The following is a 16,483-nucleotide window of genomic DNA, read 5'->3' on the forward strand; positions in this document are numbered from 1 at the left end:
ACAATGTCCCGCATGCCCGCGCCCGACGCCCCCACCTCGCGCCTGCCCCGCATCCTGTCCGGCATGCAGCCCACGCACGACTCGCTGCACCTGGGCAACTACCTCGGGGCGCTGGTGCAGTGGGTCCGGCTGCAGGACTCCCACGACGCGTTCTACTGCGTCGTGGACCTGCACGCGATCACCGTCGAGGTCGACCCGGCGAAGCTGCGCGAGCGCACCCGCCGGACCGCGGCGCAGTACCTCGCCGGCGGGGTCGACCCCGGCCGCTCCACCGTCTTCGTGCAGAGCCACCTGCACGAGCACGCCGAGCTGGCCTGGGTGCTCTCGTGCATGACCGGCTTCGGCGAGGCCAGCCGGATGACGCAGTTCAAGGACAAGTCCGGCAAGCACGGCGCCGAGGGCACGACGGTGGGGCTGTTCACCTACCCGGTGCTCATGGCCGCCGACATCCTGCTCTACGCCGCCGACCAGGTGCCGGTCGGTGAGGACCAGCGCCAGCACCTCGAGCTGACCCGCGACCTGGCCCAGCGGTTCAACCGCCGCTACGGCCAGACGTTCACCGTGCCCGAGCCGCACATCGTCAAGGCGACGGCCAAGATCCAGGACCTGCAGGACCCCTCGTCCAAGATGAGCAAGTCCTCGGCCAGCCAGGCGGGGGTCATCGACATGCTCGAGGACCCCAAGGTCATCGCCAAGCGGATCCGCTCCGCCGTGACCGACACCGGCCGCGAGGTCCGCTTCGACGAGGAGGCCAAGCCGGGCGTCTCCAACCTGCTGCGCATCCACTCGGCCCTGTCCGGCCGCAGCATCATCGAGCTCGAGGCCGACTTCGAGGGCAAGGGCTACGGCGACCTCAAGAAGGAGGTCGCCGACGTCGTCGTCGACGTCGCCGCGCCGTTCCGTGAGCGCACCCTGGAGATCCTGTCCGACCCGGCCGAGCTGGACCGGATCCTCGCCGAGGGTGCCGAGCGGGCCCGCGACGTCGCCCACGCCACCTTGGCCACGGTCTACGACCGGGTCGGCTTCCTGCCCACCAAGCGCTGAGGGAGGACGCTCCCGTGCCGACGATCGGCGTCTCCATCGCCATCCCCGCCCCCTACGGCGAGGAGCTGCAGCGGCTGCGGGCGTCCTTCGGGGACCCGATGGCGGACTCGATCCCGACGCACGTGACGCTGCTGCCGCCGACCGAGGTCGACGGGGGCGACATGGACGCGATCGAGGACCACCTGGCCAAGGTGGCCGTGGCGCGCGACCCGTTCACGATGATGCTGCGCGGCACCGGCACCTTCCGGCCGGTCTCCCCGGTGGTGTTCGTGCAGGTGGCCGAGGGCATCGCCGAGTGCGAGCAGCTCGAGCACTCCGTGCGCAGCGGCCCGCTGCACCGGGAGCTGCAGTTCAACTACCACCCGCACGTCACCGTGGCCCACCACATCGACGAGGCGAGCATGGACCGCGCGTTCGCCGAGCTCGCCGACTACCGCTGCACCTTCACCGTGGACGCCTTCCACCTCTACGAGCACGGGGAGGACCTCGTGTGGCGACCGGTGCGCACCTTCGGATTTGATGGGCAGGTGGAGCACGTCGACGACGGGGGTATGCCGTGAAGCAGCTGCTGGTGCGGGCCAAGGCCACGCGGGGCTGGAAGGCCTGGAAGCGCTACAGCGACGTGCGCGGCAACATCCTCGCCGGCGGGGTGGGCTACTTCGCGTTCCTGTCCGTCTTCCCGGCGGTCGCCCTGGCGTTCACCGTCTTCGGCCTGGTCCTGCGCGGGCGCCCCGACCTGCTGGGCCACGTGACGTCGACGTTGGGCACCATGCTCCCCGGGTTCATCCAGGACGCCCAGCACCCTGACGCCCCGATCCCGGTCAAGGCACCGGCCGCCGGCGCCCTGACGATCACCGGCGTGGTCGCGTTCGTCAGCCTGGTCCTGGCCGGGCTGGGCTGGCTGGGCGGCCTGCGGGAGGGCATCCGGGCGGTCTTCGGCGTCACCGGCAGCGTCGGCAACGCGGTCACGAGCAAGCTGCGCGACCTCGGGGTGCTGGCGACCCTGGGGCTGGGCGTGTTCCTCTCCGCGGTGCTCACCGCGGTCGTCGGCGCGGCCGCCGGCTGGGCCGCCGAGCGCCTCGGCCTCGGCAACGCGGGCTGGCTGGTCACCAGCGCCGGGCTCGTCGTCAGCGCGGCCATCGACGCGACGCTGATGCTGCTGCTCTTCCGTGTCCTGGCTGACATCGACGTGGACTGGCGCCGGCTGCGGGACGGTGCGGTCGTCGGCGGCATCGCGTTCACGGTGATGAAGTACTTCGGCGCGTTCCTCATCGCCCGCGCCACCCGCAACCCCCTCTACGGCTCGATCGCCATCGTCGTCGGCCTGCTGTTCTGGCTCAACCTCATCGCCCGGGTGATCCTCATCGCCGCGGCGTGGGCGGCCAACGACGTGGGCCCGCTCAAGCCGGCCGCCGAGCCCGTCGGGCCGCAGTCCGGTCCGCCGCCGCGTGACCCCGCCCTGCCGAGCTTCGGCACCCGCGCGGCCGACCGCACGACGCTGGCCGCCGGCGCGGTGCTGGGCCTGACCGGGGCGATCGCGGTGCGCGCGGTCGGGCGGAGCCTTCGCGGCGTGCGCGACCTCGTCCGCTCCTGACCCCCTTGCGCAACTTAGCGCCGCTGGAACGAGCCAGAACCGGCCCGAGAGCGGCACTAAGTTGCGCAAAGGGGCCGGACAGGAGTGACGGCCCGGAGGGCAGGGGGTCCGACCGGGCCGTCACCGTCCTGGGGCCGAGCCGTCGTGCATCGGCCGGTGTCGACGTGACTCGAGTCTGCCGGTCGGCGGCCGCGCACCGCCTCCGACAAAAGGACGAGATCCCCGGCAGGCAGGGTGATTCGGCCTCACACCAACGCTGCAGGGGACCCCGTCAGCGTCGTGTCCGCCGGATCGCGCGGGTCGCCAGCGCACCCACCAGGGCCACCGCGCCGAGCAGGCCGACCCCGCCGACCCAGGGCCGCAGCGGCGGCGCGGCCAGGTCCGCCGGGGAGCCGGCCAGCAGGGTGCGCACCTGCAGCCCGGACCGGGCCTGCGAGAGCTTCCGCTCCACGGCGCCGGGCTCGACGAGGGTGCCGACCGGCTTGACCCTCGTGCCGTAGGCGAAGGCCCAGTCGAGCAGCTTCGCGGTGACCCGCCAGCTGCCGTTGGTGCCGGCCATCTGGGTGACGAGGTAGGTGTGCCCGTGCCGGGTCGCCGCCCCGATGAAGGTCTGCTTCGCGGCGATCGTGTAGCCGTTCTTGATGCCGATCGCGCCGGGGTAGTTGTAGAGCAGCCGGTCGTGGTTCTGGATGTCGTATGCCGGTCGCGCCCGTCCCCGGGCGTCCTTGCCGCCGGGGAACTTGATGTGCTTGGTCGCGACGTAGGTGCGGAAGTCCGGCAGCTGCATCGCGGCCCGGCCGATGAGGGCGAGGTCGTAGGCGCTGCTGGTCTCGCCCGGGCCGTCCAGCCCGCTGGGGTCGACGGCGAACGTGTCCAGCGCGCCGAGGTGCCGGGCGGTCGCGTTCATCTGGCCGACCGTGTGCGGGCGCCCGCCGTTGGCCGAGGCGAGGGCGTAGACCGCGTCGTTGGCCGACGCCATGAGCATCGCCTGGAAGAGCGTGCTGGCCCGGTATGCCGTGCCCGGCATGATCCCGACGCGGGTCCCGTCGGCGTTGGCGTCCTCCCGGTTCGCCATGACCATGGCCTCGGGGCGGACCCGGGGGATGAGCGCCAGGGCGGCCAGCGTCTTCAGCGTGCTGGCGGGCAGGAAGCGGGCGTGCGGTGCCTTTGCCGCCAGGACCTCGCCGGTGGTCATGTCGGCGACCAGCCACGAGCCGCACGGCATCGCCGGCGGGGCGGGCACGCCGGCCGGGCGGTCCACGATGACCCCGGGTCGGCCGAGCGCCTCCCCGCCGACCACCGGCCGGGAGGAGGCGGAGGCCGGGGCCGTGGTCGTCGAGGGGGTCGGGGTGCCGCCGGCGGCCGTCACCGCCGACGCCGGGGCACCGACGCCGAACGCGCCCGTCGCGGCGAGCAGGATGCTCGCCGCGAGGGCGCGTCCGGTGCGAGGCAGGGGTGACATCAACGGCATACCGTAGTCGTCCCCGAGCGGGTGCGGTGAGAGGTGCGCGGACTAGAACTTGCGCGTCAGGAGGGCGCGCTTGACCTCCTGGATCGCCTGCGTCACCTGGATGCCTCGGGGGCAGGCCTCGGAGCAGTTGAAGGTCGTGCGGCAGCGCCACACGCCCTCCTTGTCGTTGAGGATCTCCAGGCGCTGCTCGGCGGCCTCGTCGCGGCTGTCGAAGATGAACCGGTGGGCGTTGACGATGGCGGCCGGGCCGAAGTACTGCCCGTCGGTCCAGAACACCGGGCAGCTGGTCGTGCAGGCCGCGCACAGGATGCACTTGGTCGTGTCGTCGAACCGGTCCTTGTCGGCCTGGCTCTGCAGGCGCTCCTTGGTCGGCTCGTTGCCGTTGGTCACCAGGAACGGCATGACCTCGCGGTAGGCGTCGAAGAACGGCTCCATGTCGACGATGAGGTCCTTCTCCACGGGAAGGCCCTTGATCGGCTCGACGGTGATCGGCTTGTCCGGGTTGACGTCCTTGATGAGCGTCTTGCAGGCGAGCCGGTTCTTGCCGTTGATGCGCATCGCGTCCGAGCCGCACACGCCGTGGGCGCAGGAGCGGCGGAAGCTCAGCGAGCCGTCCTGCTCCCACTTGATCTGGTGCAGCGCGTCGAGGACGCGGTCCGTGGCGTGCGCGAGGACCTGGTACTCCTCGTAGTGCGCCTCGGTGTCGACCTCGGGGTTGAACCGCTGGATGCGCAGCGTGACGGTGAACGAAGGGACCTCGCCGGCGGGGGCGGCCCCGCCCGCGGGCTTCTCGGCGACAGCAGTCATCAGTACTTACGCTCCATCGGCTGGTAGCGGGTCACGGTCACCGGCTTGTAGTCGATCCGGACCTCGTTGGCGAAGGTGGGCTCACCCTCGGCGTCGGGGTTGATCGGCGCACGGTAGGCCATCGTGTGACGCATGAAGTTCACGTCGTCACGGGTCTCGTAGTCCTCGCGGAAGTGACCGCCGCGGGACTCCTTGCGGGCCAGGGCGCCGAGCGTGATGACCTCGGCGAGCTCGATGAGGAAGCCGAGCTCGACGGCCTCGAGCAGGTCGGTGTTGTAGCGCTTGCCCTTGTCCTGGACCACGACGTTGGCGTAGCGCTCCTTGAGCTCGTCGATGACCCCGAGGGCCTCCTTCATCGAGGCCTCGGTGCGGAACACCTGGACGTTGCGGTCCATGGTCTCCTGCAGCGCCTTGCGCAGGTCGGCCACGCGCTCGCCGGTGCCGCGGGAGCGGATCGCCTCGATCATCGAGGTGGTGTGCAGCTCCGGAGCCTCGGGCAGCTCGACCCACGGGGCGGTCGCGGCGAACTCCGCGGCGGCGATGCCGGCGCGGCGGCCGAACACGTTGATGTCGAGCAGCGAGTTGGTGCCCAGGCGGTTGGCGCCGTGGACGCTGACGCAGGCGACCTCACCCGCGGCGTACAGGCCGGGGACGACGTCGGTGTTGTTGCGCAGCACCTCGGCCTCGACGTTGGTCGGCACGCCACCCATCGCGTAGTGCGCGGTCGGGTAGACCGGCACCGGCTCGGTGTAGGGCTCGACGCCGAGGTAGGTGCGGGCGAACTCGGTGATGTCGGGCAGCTTGGCGTCGATGACGGCCGGCTCGAGGTGGGTCAGGTCGAGCAGGACGTAGTCCTTGTTCGGCCCGCAGCCGCGGCCCTCGCGCACCTCGTTGGCCATCGCGCGGGCGACCATGTCACGCGGCGCGAGGTCCTTGATGGTGGGGGCGTAGCGCTCCATGAAGCGCTCACCCTCGCTGTTGCGCAGGATGCCGCCCTCGCCGCGCGCGGCCTCGGACAGCAGGATGCCCAGGCCGGCCAGGCCGGTCGGGTGGAACTGGAAGAACTCCATGTCCTCCAGCGGCAGGCCCCGGCGGAAGGCCACGCCCATGCCGTCACCGGTGAGGGTGTGGGCGTTGGAGGTGGTCTTGAAGACCTTGCCGGTGCCGCCGGTGGCGAAGATGACGGCCTTGGCCTGGAAGACGTGGATCTCGCCGGAGGCCAGCTCGTAGGCCACGACGCCGGCGGTGCGCTGCTCGCCGTCGACCTCGGTCATGATCAGGTCGAGGACGTAGAACTCGTTGTAGAACTCCACGCCCTGCTTGACGCAGTTCTGGTAGAGCGTCTGCAGGATCATGTGACCGGTGCGGTCGGCGGCGTAGCAGGAGCGGCGGACCGCGGCCTCACCGTGGTTGCGGGTGTGGCCACCGAAGCGGCGCTGGTCGATGCGGCCCTCGGGGGTGCGGTTGAACGGCAGGCCCATCTTCTCGAGGTCGATGACCGCGTCGATGGCCTCCTTGCACATGATCTCCGCGGCGTCCTGGTCGACGAGGTAGTCGCCGCCCTTGACCGTGTCGAAGGTGTGCCACTCCCAGTTGTCCTCCTCGACGTTGGCGAGGGCGGCGCACATGCCGCCCTGGGCCGCGCCGGTGTGGGAGCGGGTCGGGTAGAGCTTGGTCAGCACCGCCGTGCGCACGCGCGAGGAGGACTCGAGCGCGGCGCGCATGCCGGCGCCACCAGCCCCGACGATGACGACGTCGTACTTGTGGGTCTGCATCAGTTGTCCTTACTTGGCGCAGAAGCTGGGCAGGTCACCGGCCGCCGCACCGGTCGGGCACGGGTCGAAGGTGAAGATGACGAGCGTGCCGAGCACGAGGACGACCACGGCGCTGAAGATGAGCAGGCTCTTCAGGACGAGGCGGGTCGAGTCCTTCTCGGTGTAGTCGTTGATGACGGTCCGCACGCCGTTGACGCCGTGGATCTCGGCCAGCCACAGCATGAGCAGGTCCCATACCTGCCAGAACGGGCTCGACCACTTGCCGCCGACGAAGGCGAAGTCGATCGCCTTGATGCCCTGGCCCATGACCAGGTTGACGAACAGGTGGCCGAGGACGAGGACCAGCAGCAGCACGCCGGAGCCGCGCATGAAGATCCAGGACCACAGCTCGAAGTTGCCGCGGCCGCGCAGGCGGCGCTTGTACGGCGAGCGCTTGGTCAGCTCGGTCAGCTTGGGACCGCGGTCGGTCGGGGTTGCAGTGCTCACGATGCCCAGCCCTTTCAGCCGAAGACGTGGGACAGGTGCCGGATCGCGAACGGCACGAAGAGGACGACCCAGATGGCGATGACGGCCCAGAACATCTGGCGCTGCACCTTCGGGCCCCGGGACCAGAAGTCCACGAGGATCACGCGGATCCCGTTGAAGGCGTGGAAGAGCACCGCGGCCACGAGGCCGAGCTCACCGAGCCCGACGATCGGGTTCTTGTAGGTGCCGATGACCGAGTTGTAGGCCTCGGGGGAGACCCGGACCAGCGCGGTGTCGAGCACGTGGGCGAAGAGGAAGAAGAAGATCAGCACGCCGCTGATGCGGTGCGCGACCCACGACCACATGCCTTCACGGCCGCGATACAACGTCCCGGATGCTGCCTGGGGCACGATGCGTCCCTTTCACGCGAGGAAGCTGGGACGACCGCCGTCGTCGTGCGCGCGTGGGCAGGGGACGGCTCCGTCCGGATCGCCCCAATGCTAGTGAGCGCCCAGGCCCGCGGAGTTCCCGGGTGCCGCCGTTGTGAGGAACCAGACACCTCAGGCGGCCCGCGCGCCCTCTCCGGCGGCGACCGCGGCGTAGTGGTCGAGCAGCTGGGCCACCAGGGCCGGCCAGGAGCGGGAGGACACCTGCCGGTATGCCGCGTCCCCCAGGGCCGCGCGCAGCGCCGCCCCGTGCGCGGGGTCGATCAGCGTCCGGACCTGGCGCTCCAGGGCGCCGGGGTCGTCCGGGTCGAACAGCAGCCCGGTCCGGCCGTGGGCGACCAGGTCCAGCGGGCCGCCCCGGGCCGGGGCCACGACCGCGAGCCCGCTGGCGGCGGCCTCCTGCAGGGTCTGGCCGAAGGTCTCCCGGGTGCCGGTGTGGACGAACACGTCGAGCGCGGCGTAGGCCCGGGCCAGCTCCTCGCCCTCGCGCCGGCCGAGGAAGACCGGCGGCAGGGTGGGGCGACCGGGGCTGGCGGCGACCGCCTCGGCCAGGGATGCCCCGAGGTGCTCTCGTGACGGACCGTCGCCGACGAGGACGAGGCGGGTGCCGGGCACGGTAGCCAGCGCGGCGAGCCGGTCGAGCTCCTTCTCCGGGGCGAGCCGCCCGACGTAGCCGAGCAGCAGCTCACCGCCGGGGGCGAGGGTCCGGCGCAGGGCACGGGTGCGGGCGTCCTGCCGCCAACCGGGGTGGAACAGGCCGGCGTCGACGCCGCGTCCCCAGAGCGCGGTCCGGGGCACCCCGTGGTCGCGCAGGTCCTGCAGGGCGGAGGTGGAGGGCGCCAGGGTCAGCCCGGCCTGCCCGTGGATCCGCCGGATCCAGCGCCACGCCGCCCGGGAGGCGGCCCGCCCGGCCGGGCCGCGGCCGTGCTGGCGCAGGTAGGAGGCCATGTCGGTCTGGTAGACCGCGACCGCCGGCAGGCCCAGCCGGGTCGCGGCGGCCAGGCCGCGGGCCCCGACGACGAACGGGCTGGCCACGTGCACCACGTCCGGCCCGAACGCGGCCAGCACCTCCTCGACCTCCCCGGTGGGCAGCCCGACCGGGAACTGCCGCACCGGCACGCTGGCCACGGTGTGCACGGGAAAGCCGGCGAAGGTCGGCGGGGCCGGATGGGGCGCGATGACGACGGCCTCGTGGCCGGCGTCGCGCAGGCACTCGAGCACCCGGCAGACGCTGGTGGTCACCCCGTTGAGGGTCGGCAGGAACGACTCGGTCACGATCGCGATCCGCACGCCACCACGGTCGCGAGCCCCGGTGATCTGCGGGTGACGTCACCGGGAGGGGCGAATGACGAGGTGGTGACCGCCGAGCGCTCCGGCCGCGGGGCCGCCGCGGTCAGGGCCGGCGGGCGACCAGCTGCCAGGAGGAGCCGATGTCGCGGTACGGCGTGGTGCCGCACAGCTCGATCTCCAGCCGCTCCAGCTCGGCGTAGAACTCGGGGTCGTGCTTGGGCTCGTTGCTCGCGACCATGTTCATCAGCCCGCGCTGGCCGTAGTGGCCGACCTCCTGCAGCGCCGTTGCGCCCAGCATCGCCCGCGCCTGCTCCACCCCGACGTGCGTCATCGAGTGGGCGAACGTCACCGACTCGCGGGTGCCGCTGGCCAGCAGGTCCCGTGCGCCGGCCAGGTCGAGGTCGCGCACCCGCACCAGGACGTCGGCATCGGGGTTCGGGGCCATCAGCGAGAGGAATCCGCCCGGGCCGACGTGCCCTGCCGCTGCCGCGACGGCAGCCGCGGGGTCGGCCAGGTAGTGGATGACGAAGTGGAACAGCACGACGTCGAAGCTGCCGAGCCCGAGCCGGGCGAGGTCGTCCACGCCGGCGTGGACCGTGACGACCCGGTCGGCGAGTCCCGCCGCGTCGGCCTGCGCCCGCGCGACGCCGAGCATCCCCTCGCTCGGGTCCACGAGGGTGACGTCGTGGCCGAGCGCCGCCAGCCGCAGCGACTCGGTGCCGTCCCCTCCGCCGAGGTCGAGCACCCGCAGCCCCGTCCCCATCGACGCGAGGTGCGTGTCGAGCACGTGCCCGACCACGGCATACCGCAGCCGGCCCCACGGGCTGGCCTGCCACTCCCGCCACGAGGCCAGGTGCTGGTCGAAGACGGCTGGGTCCGTGTCAGTGCTCGCGGGCATGGCGCGGAGCATGCCACAGCGGTCGGCTAGGTTCTGCGCCATGACTTCCGAGGCGGGGCCGACCATCGAGGGCTTGTATGCCGTGATCCCCGCCGGGGGTGCCGGGACCCGCCTCTGGCCGCTGTCGCGGGCCTCCTCGCCGAAGTTCCTGCACGACCTGACCGGCTCGGGGCGCTCGCTGCTCCAGGCCACGTGGGACCGGCTGGCCCCGCTGTGCGGCACCAACATCGTCGTGGTCACCGGCGTCGCCCACCGCGACGCCGTGGCCGCCCAGCTGCCCGACCTGCCCTACGACTCGCTGCTGGCCGAGCCCTCGCCGCGCGACTCCGCCGCCGCGATCGGCCTGGCCGCGGCGCTGCTCGAACGGCGCGACCCCGATGCGGTGGTCGCCTCGTTCGCCGCCGACCACGTCATCACCGGCGAGGACCGGTTCGCCGCCTGCGTCGCGGAGGCGGTCGCCGTGGCCCGCGCTGGCAAGGTCGTCACCATCGGCATCGAGCCGACCCACCCGGCGACCGGGTTCGGCTACATCCAGGCCGGGGAGCCGCTGGCCGTCGAGGGGGCGCCGCGGGCGCTGTCGGTGCGCTCGTTCGTGGAGAAGCCGGACGAGGCGACGGCCACGGCATACCTGGCGACCGGTGAGTACCGCTGGAACGCGGGCATGTTCGTCGTCCGGGCCTCGGTGCTGCTGGACCTGCTGGCGGACTACCAGCCGGGCCTGGCCGAGGGGCTGCGGGCCATCGCCGCCGACCCGAGTCGGCTGGCCGACGTCTGGCCGACGCTGACGAAGATCGCGATCGACCACGCCCTGGCCGAGCCGGCGGCCCGTGACGGGAAGGTCGCGGTGATCCCCGGCGACTTCGGCTGGGACGACGTGGGCGACTTCGCCTCCCTGGCCGGGCTGCTGCCCAGCGCCGGCGACGACCTCAAGGTCCTGGGGACCGCGGTGGAGGACGTGCTGCTGCACGACGCCTCGGGCCTGGTGGTCTCCGGGACCGGGCGCACGGTCGCCGTCCTCGGCCTCGACGACGTCGTCGTCGTCGACACGCCCGACGCCCTGCTGGTCACCACCCGCGCCCGTGCGCAGGAGGTCAAGGCCCTGGTGGACCGGCTCAAGGAGTCCGGCCGCACCGACCTGACCTGACGGGCACGACCCGATCCGGTCGACCACCCAGCCGCAGTGGGCCAGCGAGCTGATGACCGATTACTACTGAGCCGGCTCGACCAGCAGCTCCGCGACCCGGTCCAGCACGGAGCCGGGCACGCCGCACGAGCTCAGGTAGGCCCGGGTCCCGCCGTGCGCGCGGTCGACGTGCTCCAGCGCCCCGTGCATGGCCGAAGCCGGGGTGCGCCAGGCCCGCTCGGCGTCCGCCCGCTCGGCCGAGCCCGGTGCCAGCTCCTCGATCATCGCCTCGACGCCGAGCCGCTCGCCGCTGTGCGCGTAGTCGTCCGCGACCACCTCGCGCGGCACCCCGACCAGGTCGAGGAGCAGGCCCACGAGCAGGCCGGTCCGGTCCTTGCCGGCGTGGCAGTGCACGACGACCGCGCCGTCCTCGAGCCCCGCGGCGACGGTCCGCACCGCCTCGCCGACCCGCACGACGTTGCGGTCGAGGCTGCCGCGGTAGAGAACGTGCACGTCGACCTCGGCCTCCGCGTCCCGCTCGTGGTCGCGGTCCTCGTCGATCCAGGGCACCAGCCGGTATGCCGGGTGGCCGGCGAACGGGTGCTCCGCACCGATCTCCCGGGGTGAGCGCAGGTCGACGATGCGGGCGACCGCGTGGTCGGCGAAGGCGGCCCGGCCGCGGGCGTCGAGACGGTCGAGGGTGTCGGTGCACAGCAGGGCGCCGGCGCGGACCCGGCCACCCCCGGTGACCGGCAGGCCACCGACGTCCCGGGCGTTGACGCAGCCGCTCCAGTCCAGGTCCCGAACCCCCATGGCGGCCAACCTAGCGGGGCACGTCCCGGCTCTGCCGAGGTTGGGGGCGCTCTGCCGCGGCTGCAACCTCGGCAGAGCCACGCGAACCTCGGCACAGCGCGCCGGGCCGGCCGAACCCTGGCGACCGGACACGCGTTGGCCCGCGTTTCGGGGCCGCGGAGAGCTCCGGACGCGGGCCAAGCGGTGTTCGGTGGGGGAGGTCTGGCTCGCTAGGGTCGCGGCCATGGACTCGGCGCGCGCGGCAGTGATGGACCTCGGCTACCGGCACCTGTTGCGGCCGGGGCTCTTCCGCCTCGGCGGTGGCGACGCCGAGACCGCCCACCACGCCACCCTCGACGCGGTCGAGCGGCTGGGCGAGCACCCCGCGGCGCTGCGGGTGCTCCGGCTGCTGACCGGGGGAGAGCGCCGCCCGCGCACGGTCGCCGGCATCACCTTCCCCGGCGTCGTCGGCCTCGCCGCCGGGGTCGACAAGAACGGCGTCGGGGTCAAGGCGTGGGGCTCGATGGGCTTCGGTCACGCCGAGCTCGGCACCGTGACCGCCCACGCCCAGCCCGGCAACGACCGGCCGCGCCTGTTCCGGCTCAAGGCCTCCCGGGCCATCGTCAACCGGATGGGCTTCAACAACGAGGGGGCGGCGGCGCTCGCGGCGCGGCTGCGCGCGGCCGGGCCGGCCGGCATACCGATCGGGGTGTCGCTGGGCAAGACCAAGGTGACCCCGCTGGAGGAGGCGACCGAGGACTACCTCACGTCGCTGCGGGCGCTGGACGGGCTGGCCGACTACGTCGCGGTCAACGTGTCCAGCCCCAACACCCCGGGGCTGCGCTCGCTGCAGGACGCCGGGCCGCTGCGCGAGCTGCTCACCGCGATCACCGCCGAGGCGGCCGCCCTCGCCGCCGCCCGCGGGCAGGAGCCGACCCCCGTCTTCGTCAAGGTCGCCCCCGACCTGACCGACAGCGCCATCGACGAGGCCCTGCAGGTCTGCACCGACACCGGTGTCCGCGCGGTCATCGCCACCAACACCACGCTCAGCCGCGACGGGGTGGCGCTGCGCGACATCCACCTGGCCCGCGAGGCCGGCGGGCTGTCCGGGGCGCCGCTGACGGCCCGTGCCCGCGAGGTCGTCGGCTACATCACCCGGCACACCGACCTGCCGGTCATCGGGGTCGGCGGCATCATGACGGCCGCCGACGGCGCCGCGATGCTCGACGCCGGGGCGAGCCTGCTGCAGGTCTACTCCGGCTACATCTACGCCGGCCCGGCCCTGGTCGACGAGCTCAACGCGATGGACGCCCGACGCGGCTGAGGCCGCGTGAGATCGGCCACCGGCGGTTCGGTCGCGGGCCGGTGAACACTAGGCTCACGCCCATGGCAGAGACCCCGTCCGCGCGCAGCGAGTCCGACCTCCCGATCGCCCCGGTCTACGACCAGGCCGACCTCGAGGGCTTCGACCCGGAGAGCAAGCTCGGCGCGCCGGGGCAGTACCCGTTCACCCGCGGCGTCTACCCGACGATGTACACCGGCAAGCCGTGGACGATGCGCCAGTACGCCGGCTTCGGCACCGCCAGGGAGTCCAACGAGCGCTACCACCAGCTGGTCAGCGCCGGCACCGGCGGCCTGTCCGTGGCCTTCGACCTGCCGACCCAGATGGGCTACGACTCCGACGAGGCCATCGCCCACGGCGAGGTCGGCAAGGTCGGCGTGGCGATCGACTCGATCGACGACATGCGCACGCTGTTCCACGACCTGCCGCTGGACAAGGTCAGCACGTCGATGACGATCAACGCCCCCGCCTCGACGCTGCTGCTGATGTACCAGCTGGTGGCGGCCGAGCAGGGGATCGCCGGCAACCAGCTCACCGGCACGATCCAGAACGACGTGCTCAAGGAGTACATCGCCCGCGGCACCTACATCTACCCGCCGAAGGAGTCGCTGCGCCTGATCAGCGACATCTTCGCCTACTGCCACCGGGAGATCCCGCGCTGGAACACGATCTCCATCTCCGGCTACCACATGGCCGAGGCCGGGGCGACGCCCGCGCAGGAGATCGCCTTCACCCTGGCCAACGCCAAGGAGTACGTCCGCACCGCGATCGCCGCCGGGCTGGACGTCGACGACTTCGCCCCGCGCCTGTCCTTCTTCTTCGTCGCCCGCACCACGCTGCTGGAGGAGGTCGCGAAGTTCCGCGCGGCCCGTCGCATCTGGGCGCGGATCATGAAGGAGGAGTTCGGCGCCAAGAACCCCAAGTCGATGATGCTGCGCTTCCACACCCAGACCGCGGGCGTGCAGCTGACCGCGCAGCAGCCGGAGGTCAACCTCGTCCGGGTGGCGCTGCAGGGCCTGGGCGCCGTGCTCGGCGGCACGCAGAGCCTGCACACCAACTCGTATGACGAGGCCATCGCCCTGCCCACCCAGAAGGCGGCGCGGCTCGCCCTGCGCACGCAGCAGGTCATCGCGTTCGAGACCGACGTGACCAAGACGGTCGACCCCTTCGCCGGCAGCTACGTCGTGGAGTCGATGACCGACGACCTCGAGGGCGCGGCGCTGGAGCTGATCCAGGCGGTCGAGGACAAGGGCGGGGCGGTCGCCGCGATCGAGCAGGGCTTCCAGAAGTCGGAGATCGAGCGCTCGGCCTACCGGGTAGCCCTGGAGATCGACAACAAGGAGCGCACCGTCGTCGGGGTCAACAAGTACACCCTGGACGAGGAGGAGCCCTACGAGCCGCTGCGGGTCGACCCCCAGATCGAGGTCGACCAGTGCGAGCGGCTCGCGACGCTGCGCAAGGAGCGCGACAACGACGCCGTCGAGCGCGCGCTCGACGACCTGCGCACCGCGGCGCGGGGCTCGGACAACGTGCTGTTCCCGATGCGCGAGGCGCTCAAGCTGCGCGCGACCGGCGGCGAGGTCAGCCACGCGCTGCGTGACGTGTGGGGCCTGTACGTCCCGCGCGAGACCTTCTGATGGGGGAGGCCACGATCCGGCGGGCGACCGCCGACGACGTGCCCGCCATGGTCGACCTGCTGGCCGACGACGTCCTCGGTGCCGGGCGCGAGCAGCCCGGCGACCCGGCATACCTGCGGGCGTTCGCGGCGATCGCGGCCGACCCGAACCAGTGGCTCATGGTCGCCGACGCGGACGGCGAGGTCGTCGGGACCCTCCAGCTGACCGTCATCCCCGGCCTGTCGCACCGCGGCACGACCCGCGCCCAGGTCGAGGCGGTGCGCGTGGCGACGAGCCAGCGGGGCAGCGGCCTGGGCACCCGGCTGCTCGAGTGGGCGGTCGGCCAGTCCCGCGAGCTCGGCTGCGCGTGCTGCAGCTGACCTCCAACGCCTCGCGCACCGACGAGCACCGGTTCTACGAGCGGCTCGGCTTCGAGGCCAGCCACACGGGTTTCAAGCTCGCCCTGACTTGATGTCTTCGGAGATCCGGGCCTACAGGTGACAGCCAATCGTTAAGGCGCGGTTGCTTTCTCCGGTTGCTACCGAAACTTTCGCCACATTCCAATTCCGCTTAGGCCCACATAGACGGCGACTAGCACGCCAGCCAGTAGCTGAGCACTTGCGGCGTAAGCTCCTACCGCCGCTGCAAGAAGGGCGAAGGATACTGTGGCGAACTCTTCGAAGAACACTGTGGCGAACTCGGGGCGCACATAGACTGGATCGCCGCGATGGATTCCGAGGCGATTGCGCATGGAAAGATCCATCGCGATGGCCGGTAAATCAACGCTCCCTGTCATATCAAGCACGTCAAAGACCCCTCCTAGGCGAGGTTGACGCTGCTCGCGCTCCTCCAAGACGCGTGCGGAGACGCGTCGGATCTGGTCATTTTCGCGAGACAGTGCTTCCACGATTACCCGGGAGCCCGAGGCCACCCCCAAGATGTCCAGTACGCCGGCGGGCAGGCGGACGACGGGCTTCTCCATGTCCATGGTGGTCGCCCCGACGACACGGACAATCGTGTGGCGAAACGAGAACGCGCGACGGCGGAGCGTTCCGACCTTCGGGTCGATCGACTCGATGTGAACCAGTTCCCCCTCGCGCATTCCAATGGCTACGGAGACAGTCTCGTCGAGAGCGACCTCGCGTGGCCCGATTCTGTCCGCGAAAGCCGTTCGCACGGCGAAGGATGTGATTGGGTCCTGTTCCGCCCCGTCGACACCCATCCGATTACTCACCTTGACCCACCCGGTGTTGTGAATTTTGGCCGCAAGGCTGTTAAGAATCACAAAGTAAGAATGAGGGTTGTCCAAGACGTCGTTGAACGACGAGGAATCAATGGTTTGGAAGTATTCGGTTCCATCGGCCGCTCGACCGTCCATGCCGTCTGTCCACGAGAGCGGAATCTTACGGTAGGGCTTGGTTCGGTGTTCGGCGTGAACTCTTTGTCCGTTGGCCATGCTCAATGTCCCCACTGGTTCCGCCAACAGGAAGCGGCGGGCCCGCACGCGCTGCTCGCGGCTGAGAAGAAACACGACGACAGGCTCGCCTGCGACCTCACCGGGGATCTCCATCCAGGCCGGCTCTCCAACCAGCCGAAGGGTGGCGTGGTCCCGCAAGGTCTCGCGTACCTTCTCCACGGCGTGGTGCGCAGTCGGCACAGGACACAGATAGCGATCCACGACGCTGGTGCAACTGCTCTTCCGGAGATATCCAGGCAGGCCAACGCCGCCGTCTTTGTCAATCACTGCCGCGCCGAGGGGCTGGCCTTGCGACAACACGAGGGGAAGCTCGTGTCGTTGATCGGACTGCACTAGATGCAGC

Annotated in this window: 16 protein-coding genes; 7 read left to right on the forward strand and 9 right to left on the reverse strand. The window is 71.5% G+C overall.

Annotated elements, in window-relative coordinates:
• Positions 1-3: 3 nt before the first annotated feature.
• The 3 genes from trpS to FB474_RS02855 are packed head-to-tail and all read left to right on the forward strand — an operon-like array spanning position 4 to position 2,638.
• Positions 4-1,044, forward strand: a complete 1,041-nt coding sequence (gene trpS, locus FB474_RS02845; protein ID WP_141787280.1) for a tryptophan--tRNA ligase — start codon at positions 4-6, stop codon at positions 1,042-1,044.
• A 14-nt stretch (positions 1,045-1,058) separates the two neighbouring features.
• Positions 1,059-1,604 (forward strand): 2'-5' RNA ligase family protein, encoded by a 546-nt coding sequence (locus FB474_RS02850; protein WP_141787281.1) that lies wholly within the window; start codon positions 1,059-1,061, stop codon positions 1,602-1,604.
• Positions 1,601-2,638, forward strand: coding sequence for a YihY/virulence factor BrkB family protein (locus FB474_RS02855; protein WP_141787282.1), 1,038 nt, complete (start codon positions 1,601-1,603; stop codon positions 2,636-2,638). Before FB474_RS02850 ends, FB474_RS02855 begins: the two co-directional genes overlap by 4 nt.
• A 271-nt stretch (positions 2,639-2,909) precedes the next feature.
• Here the strand turns inward: FB474_RS02855 and FB474_RS02860 are convergent, their stop codons facing one another.
• The 7 genes from FB474_RS02860 to FB474_RS02890 form a co-directional block, all read right to left on the reverse strand.
• Positions 2,910-4,100 carry a D-alanyl-D-alanine carboxypeptidase family protein gene (locus FB474_RS02860; protein ID WP_141787283.1) on the reverse strand — a complete coding sequence of 397 codons (1,191 nt, stop codon included), beginning with the start codon at positions 4,098-4,100 and terminating at the stop codon, positions 2,910-2,912.
• Positions 4,101-4,151: 51 nt separating this feature from the next.
• Positions 4,152-4,916 carry a succinate dehydrogenase iron-sulfur subunit gene (locus FB474_RS02865; RefSeq protein WP_141787284.1) on the reverse strand — a complete coding sequence of 255 codons (765 nt, stop codon included), beginning with the start codon at positions 4,914-4,916 and terminating at the stop codon, positions 4,152-4,154.
• Positions 4,916-6,691 (reverse strand): succinate dehydrogenase flavoprotein subunit, encoded by a 1,776-nt coding sequence (gene sdhA / locus FB474_RS02870; RefSeq protein ID WP_141787285.1) that lies wholly within the window; start codon positions 6,689-6,691, stop codon positions 4,916-4,918. Before sdhA ends, FB474_RS02865 begins: the two co-directional genes overlap by 1 nt.
• Before the next feature lie 9 nt (positions 6,692-6,700).
• The gene (locus FB474_RS02875) at positions 6,701-7,141 is read right to left on the reverse strand and encodes a succinate dehydrogenase hydrophobic membrane anchor subunit (RefSeq protein WP_141789765.1); all 441 of its coding nucleotides are present in this window, start codon (positions 7,139-7,141) and stop codon (positions 6,701-6,703) included.
• 50 nt (positions 7,142-7,191) lie between these two features.
• Positions 7,192-7,566, reverse strand: coding sequence for a succinate dehydrogenase, cytochrome b556 subunit (sdhC, locus tag FB474_RS02880; protein WP_141787286.1), 375 nt, complete (start codon positions 7,564-7,566; stop codon positions 7,192-7,194).
• A gap of 150 nt (positions 7,567-7,716) precedes the next feature.
• A complete protein-coding gene (locus FB474_RS02885; RefSeq protein ID WP_141787287.1) occupies positions 7,717-8,892 on the reverse strand; it encodes a glycosyltransferase family 4 protein in 1,176 nt (391 codons plus the stop codon).
• 103 nt (positions 8,893-8,995) lie between these two features.
• On the reverse strand, positions 8,996-9,790 hold the full coding sequence (locus tag FB474_RS02890; RefSeq protein WP_185746010.1) for a methyltransferase: 795 nt from the start codon (positions 9,788-9,790) through the stop codon (positions 8,996-8,998).
• 40 nt (positions 9,791-9,830) lie between these two features.
• Here FB474_RS02890 and FB474_RS02895 point away from each other — a divergent pair, with 40 nt between their 5' ends.
• Positions 9,831-10,934, forward strand: a complete 1,104-nt coding sequence (locus FB474_RS02895) for a mannose-1-phosphate guanylyltransferase (protein WP_141787289.1) — start codon at positions 9,831-9,833, stop codon at positions 10,932-10,934.
• Between the two features lie 63 nt (positions 10,935-10,997).
• Here the strand turns inward: FB474_RS02895 and FB474_RS02900 are convergent, their stop codons facing one another.
• The gene (locus FB474_RS02900) at positions 10,998-11,726 is read right to left on the reverse strand and encodes a tyrosine-protein phosphatase (RefSeq protein WP_185746011.1); all 729 of its coding nucleotides are present in this window, start codon (positions 11,724-11,726) and stop codon (positions 10,998-11,000) included.
• A gap of 223 nt (positions 11,727-11,949) precedes the next feature.
• Here FB474_RS02900 and FB474_RS02905 point away from each other — a divergent pair, with 223 nt between their 5' ends.
• The 3 genes from FB474_RS02905 to FB474_RS02915 all read left to right on the forward strand — a co-directional run bounded on the left by FB474_RS02905 (position 11,950) and on the right by FB474_RS02915 (position 15,043).
• Positions 11,950-13,029 (forward strand): quinone-dependent dihydroorotate dehydrogenase, encoded by a 1,080-nt coding sequence (locus tag FB474_RS02905; protein ID WP_221632415.1) that lies wholly within the window; start codon positions 11,950-11,952, stop codon positions 13,027-13,029.
• Between the two features lie 62 nt (positions 13,030-13,091).
• Positions 13,092-14,684 carry an acyl-CoA mutase large subunit family protein gene (locus FB474_RS02910; protein WP_141787291.1) on the forward strand — a complete coding sequence of 531 codons (1,593 nt, stop codon included), beginning with the start codon at positions 13,092-13,094 and terminating at the stop codon, positions 14,682-14,684.
• The gene (locus FB474_RS02915; protein WP_342778089.1) at positions 14,684-15,043 is read left to right on the forward strand and encodes a GNAT family N-acetyltransferase; all 360 of its coding nucleotides are present in this window, start codon (positions 14,684-14,686) and stop codon (positions 15,041-15,043) included. The genes FB474_RS02910 and FB474_RS02915 overlap by 1 nt, the downstream gene beginning before the upstream one ends.
• Before the next feature lie 158 nt (positions 15,044-15,201).
• On the opposite strand, the gene FB474_RS02920 is transcribed toward FB474_RS02915, so the two are convergent.
• Positions 15,202-16,440 (reverse strand): hypothetical protein, encoded by a 1,239-nt coding sequence (locus FB474_RS02920; protein WP_141787292.1) that lies wholly within the window; start codon positions 16,438-16,440, stop codon positions 15,202-15,204.
• Between the last annotated feature and the right edge of the window lie 43 nt (positions 16,441-16,483).

Origin of the sequence: Oryzihumus leptocrescens, from assembly GCF_006716205.1 — a bacterium.
Lineage (GTDB): Bacteria > Actinomycetota > Actinomycetes > Actinomycetales > Dermatophilaceae > Oryzihumus > Oryzihumus leptocrescens.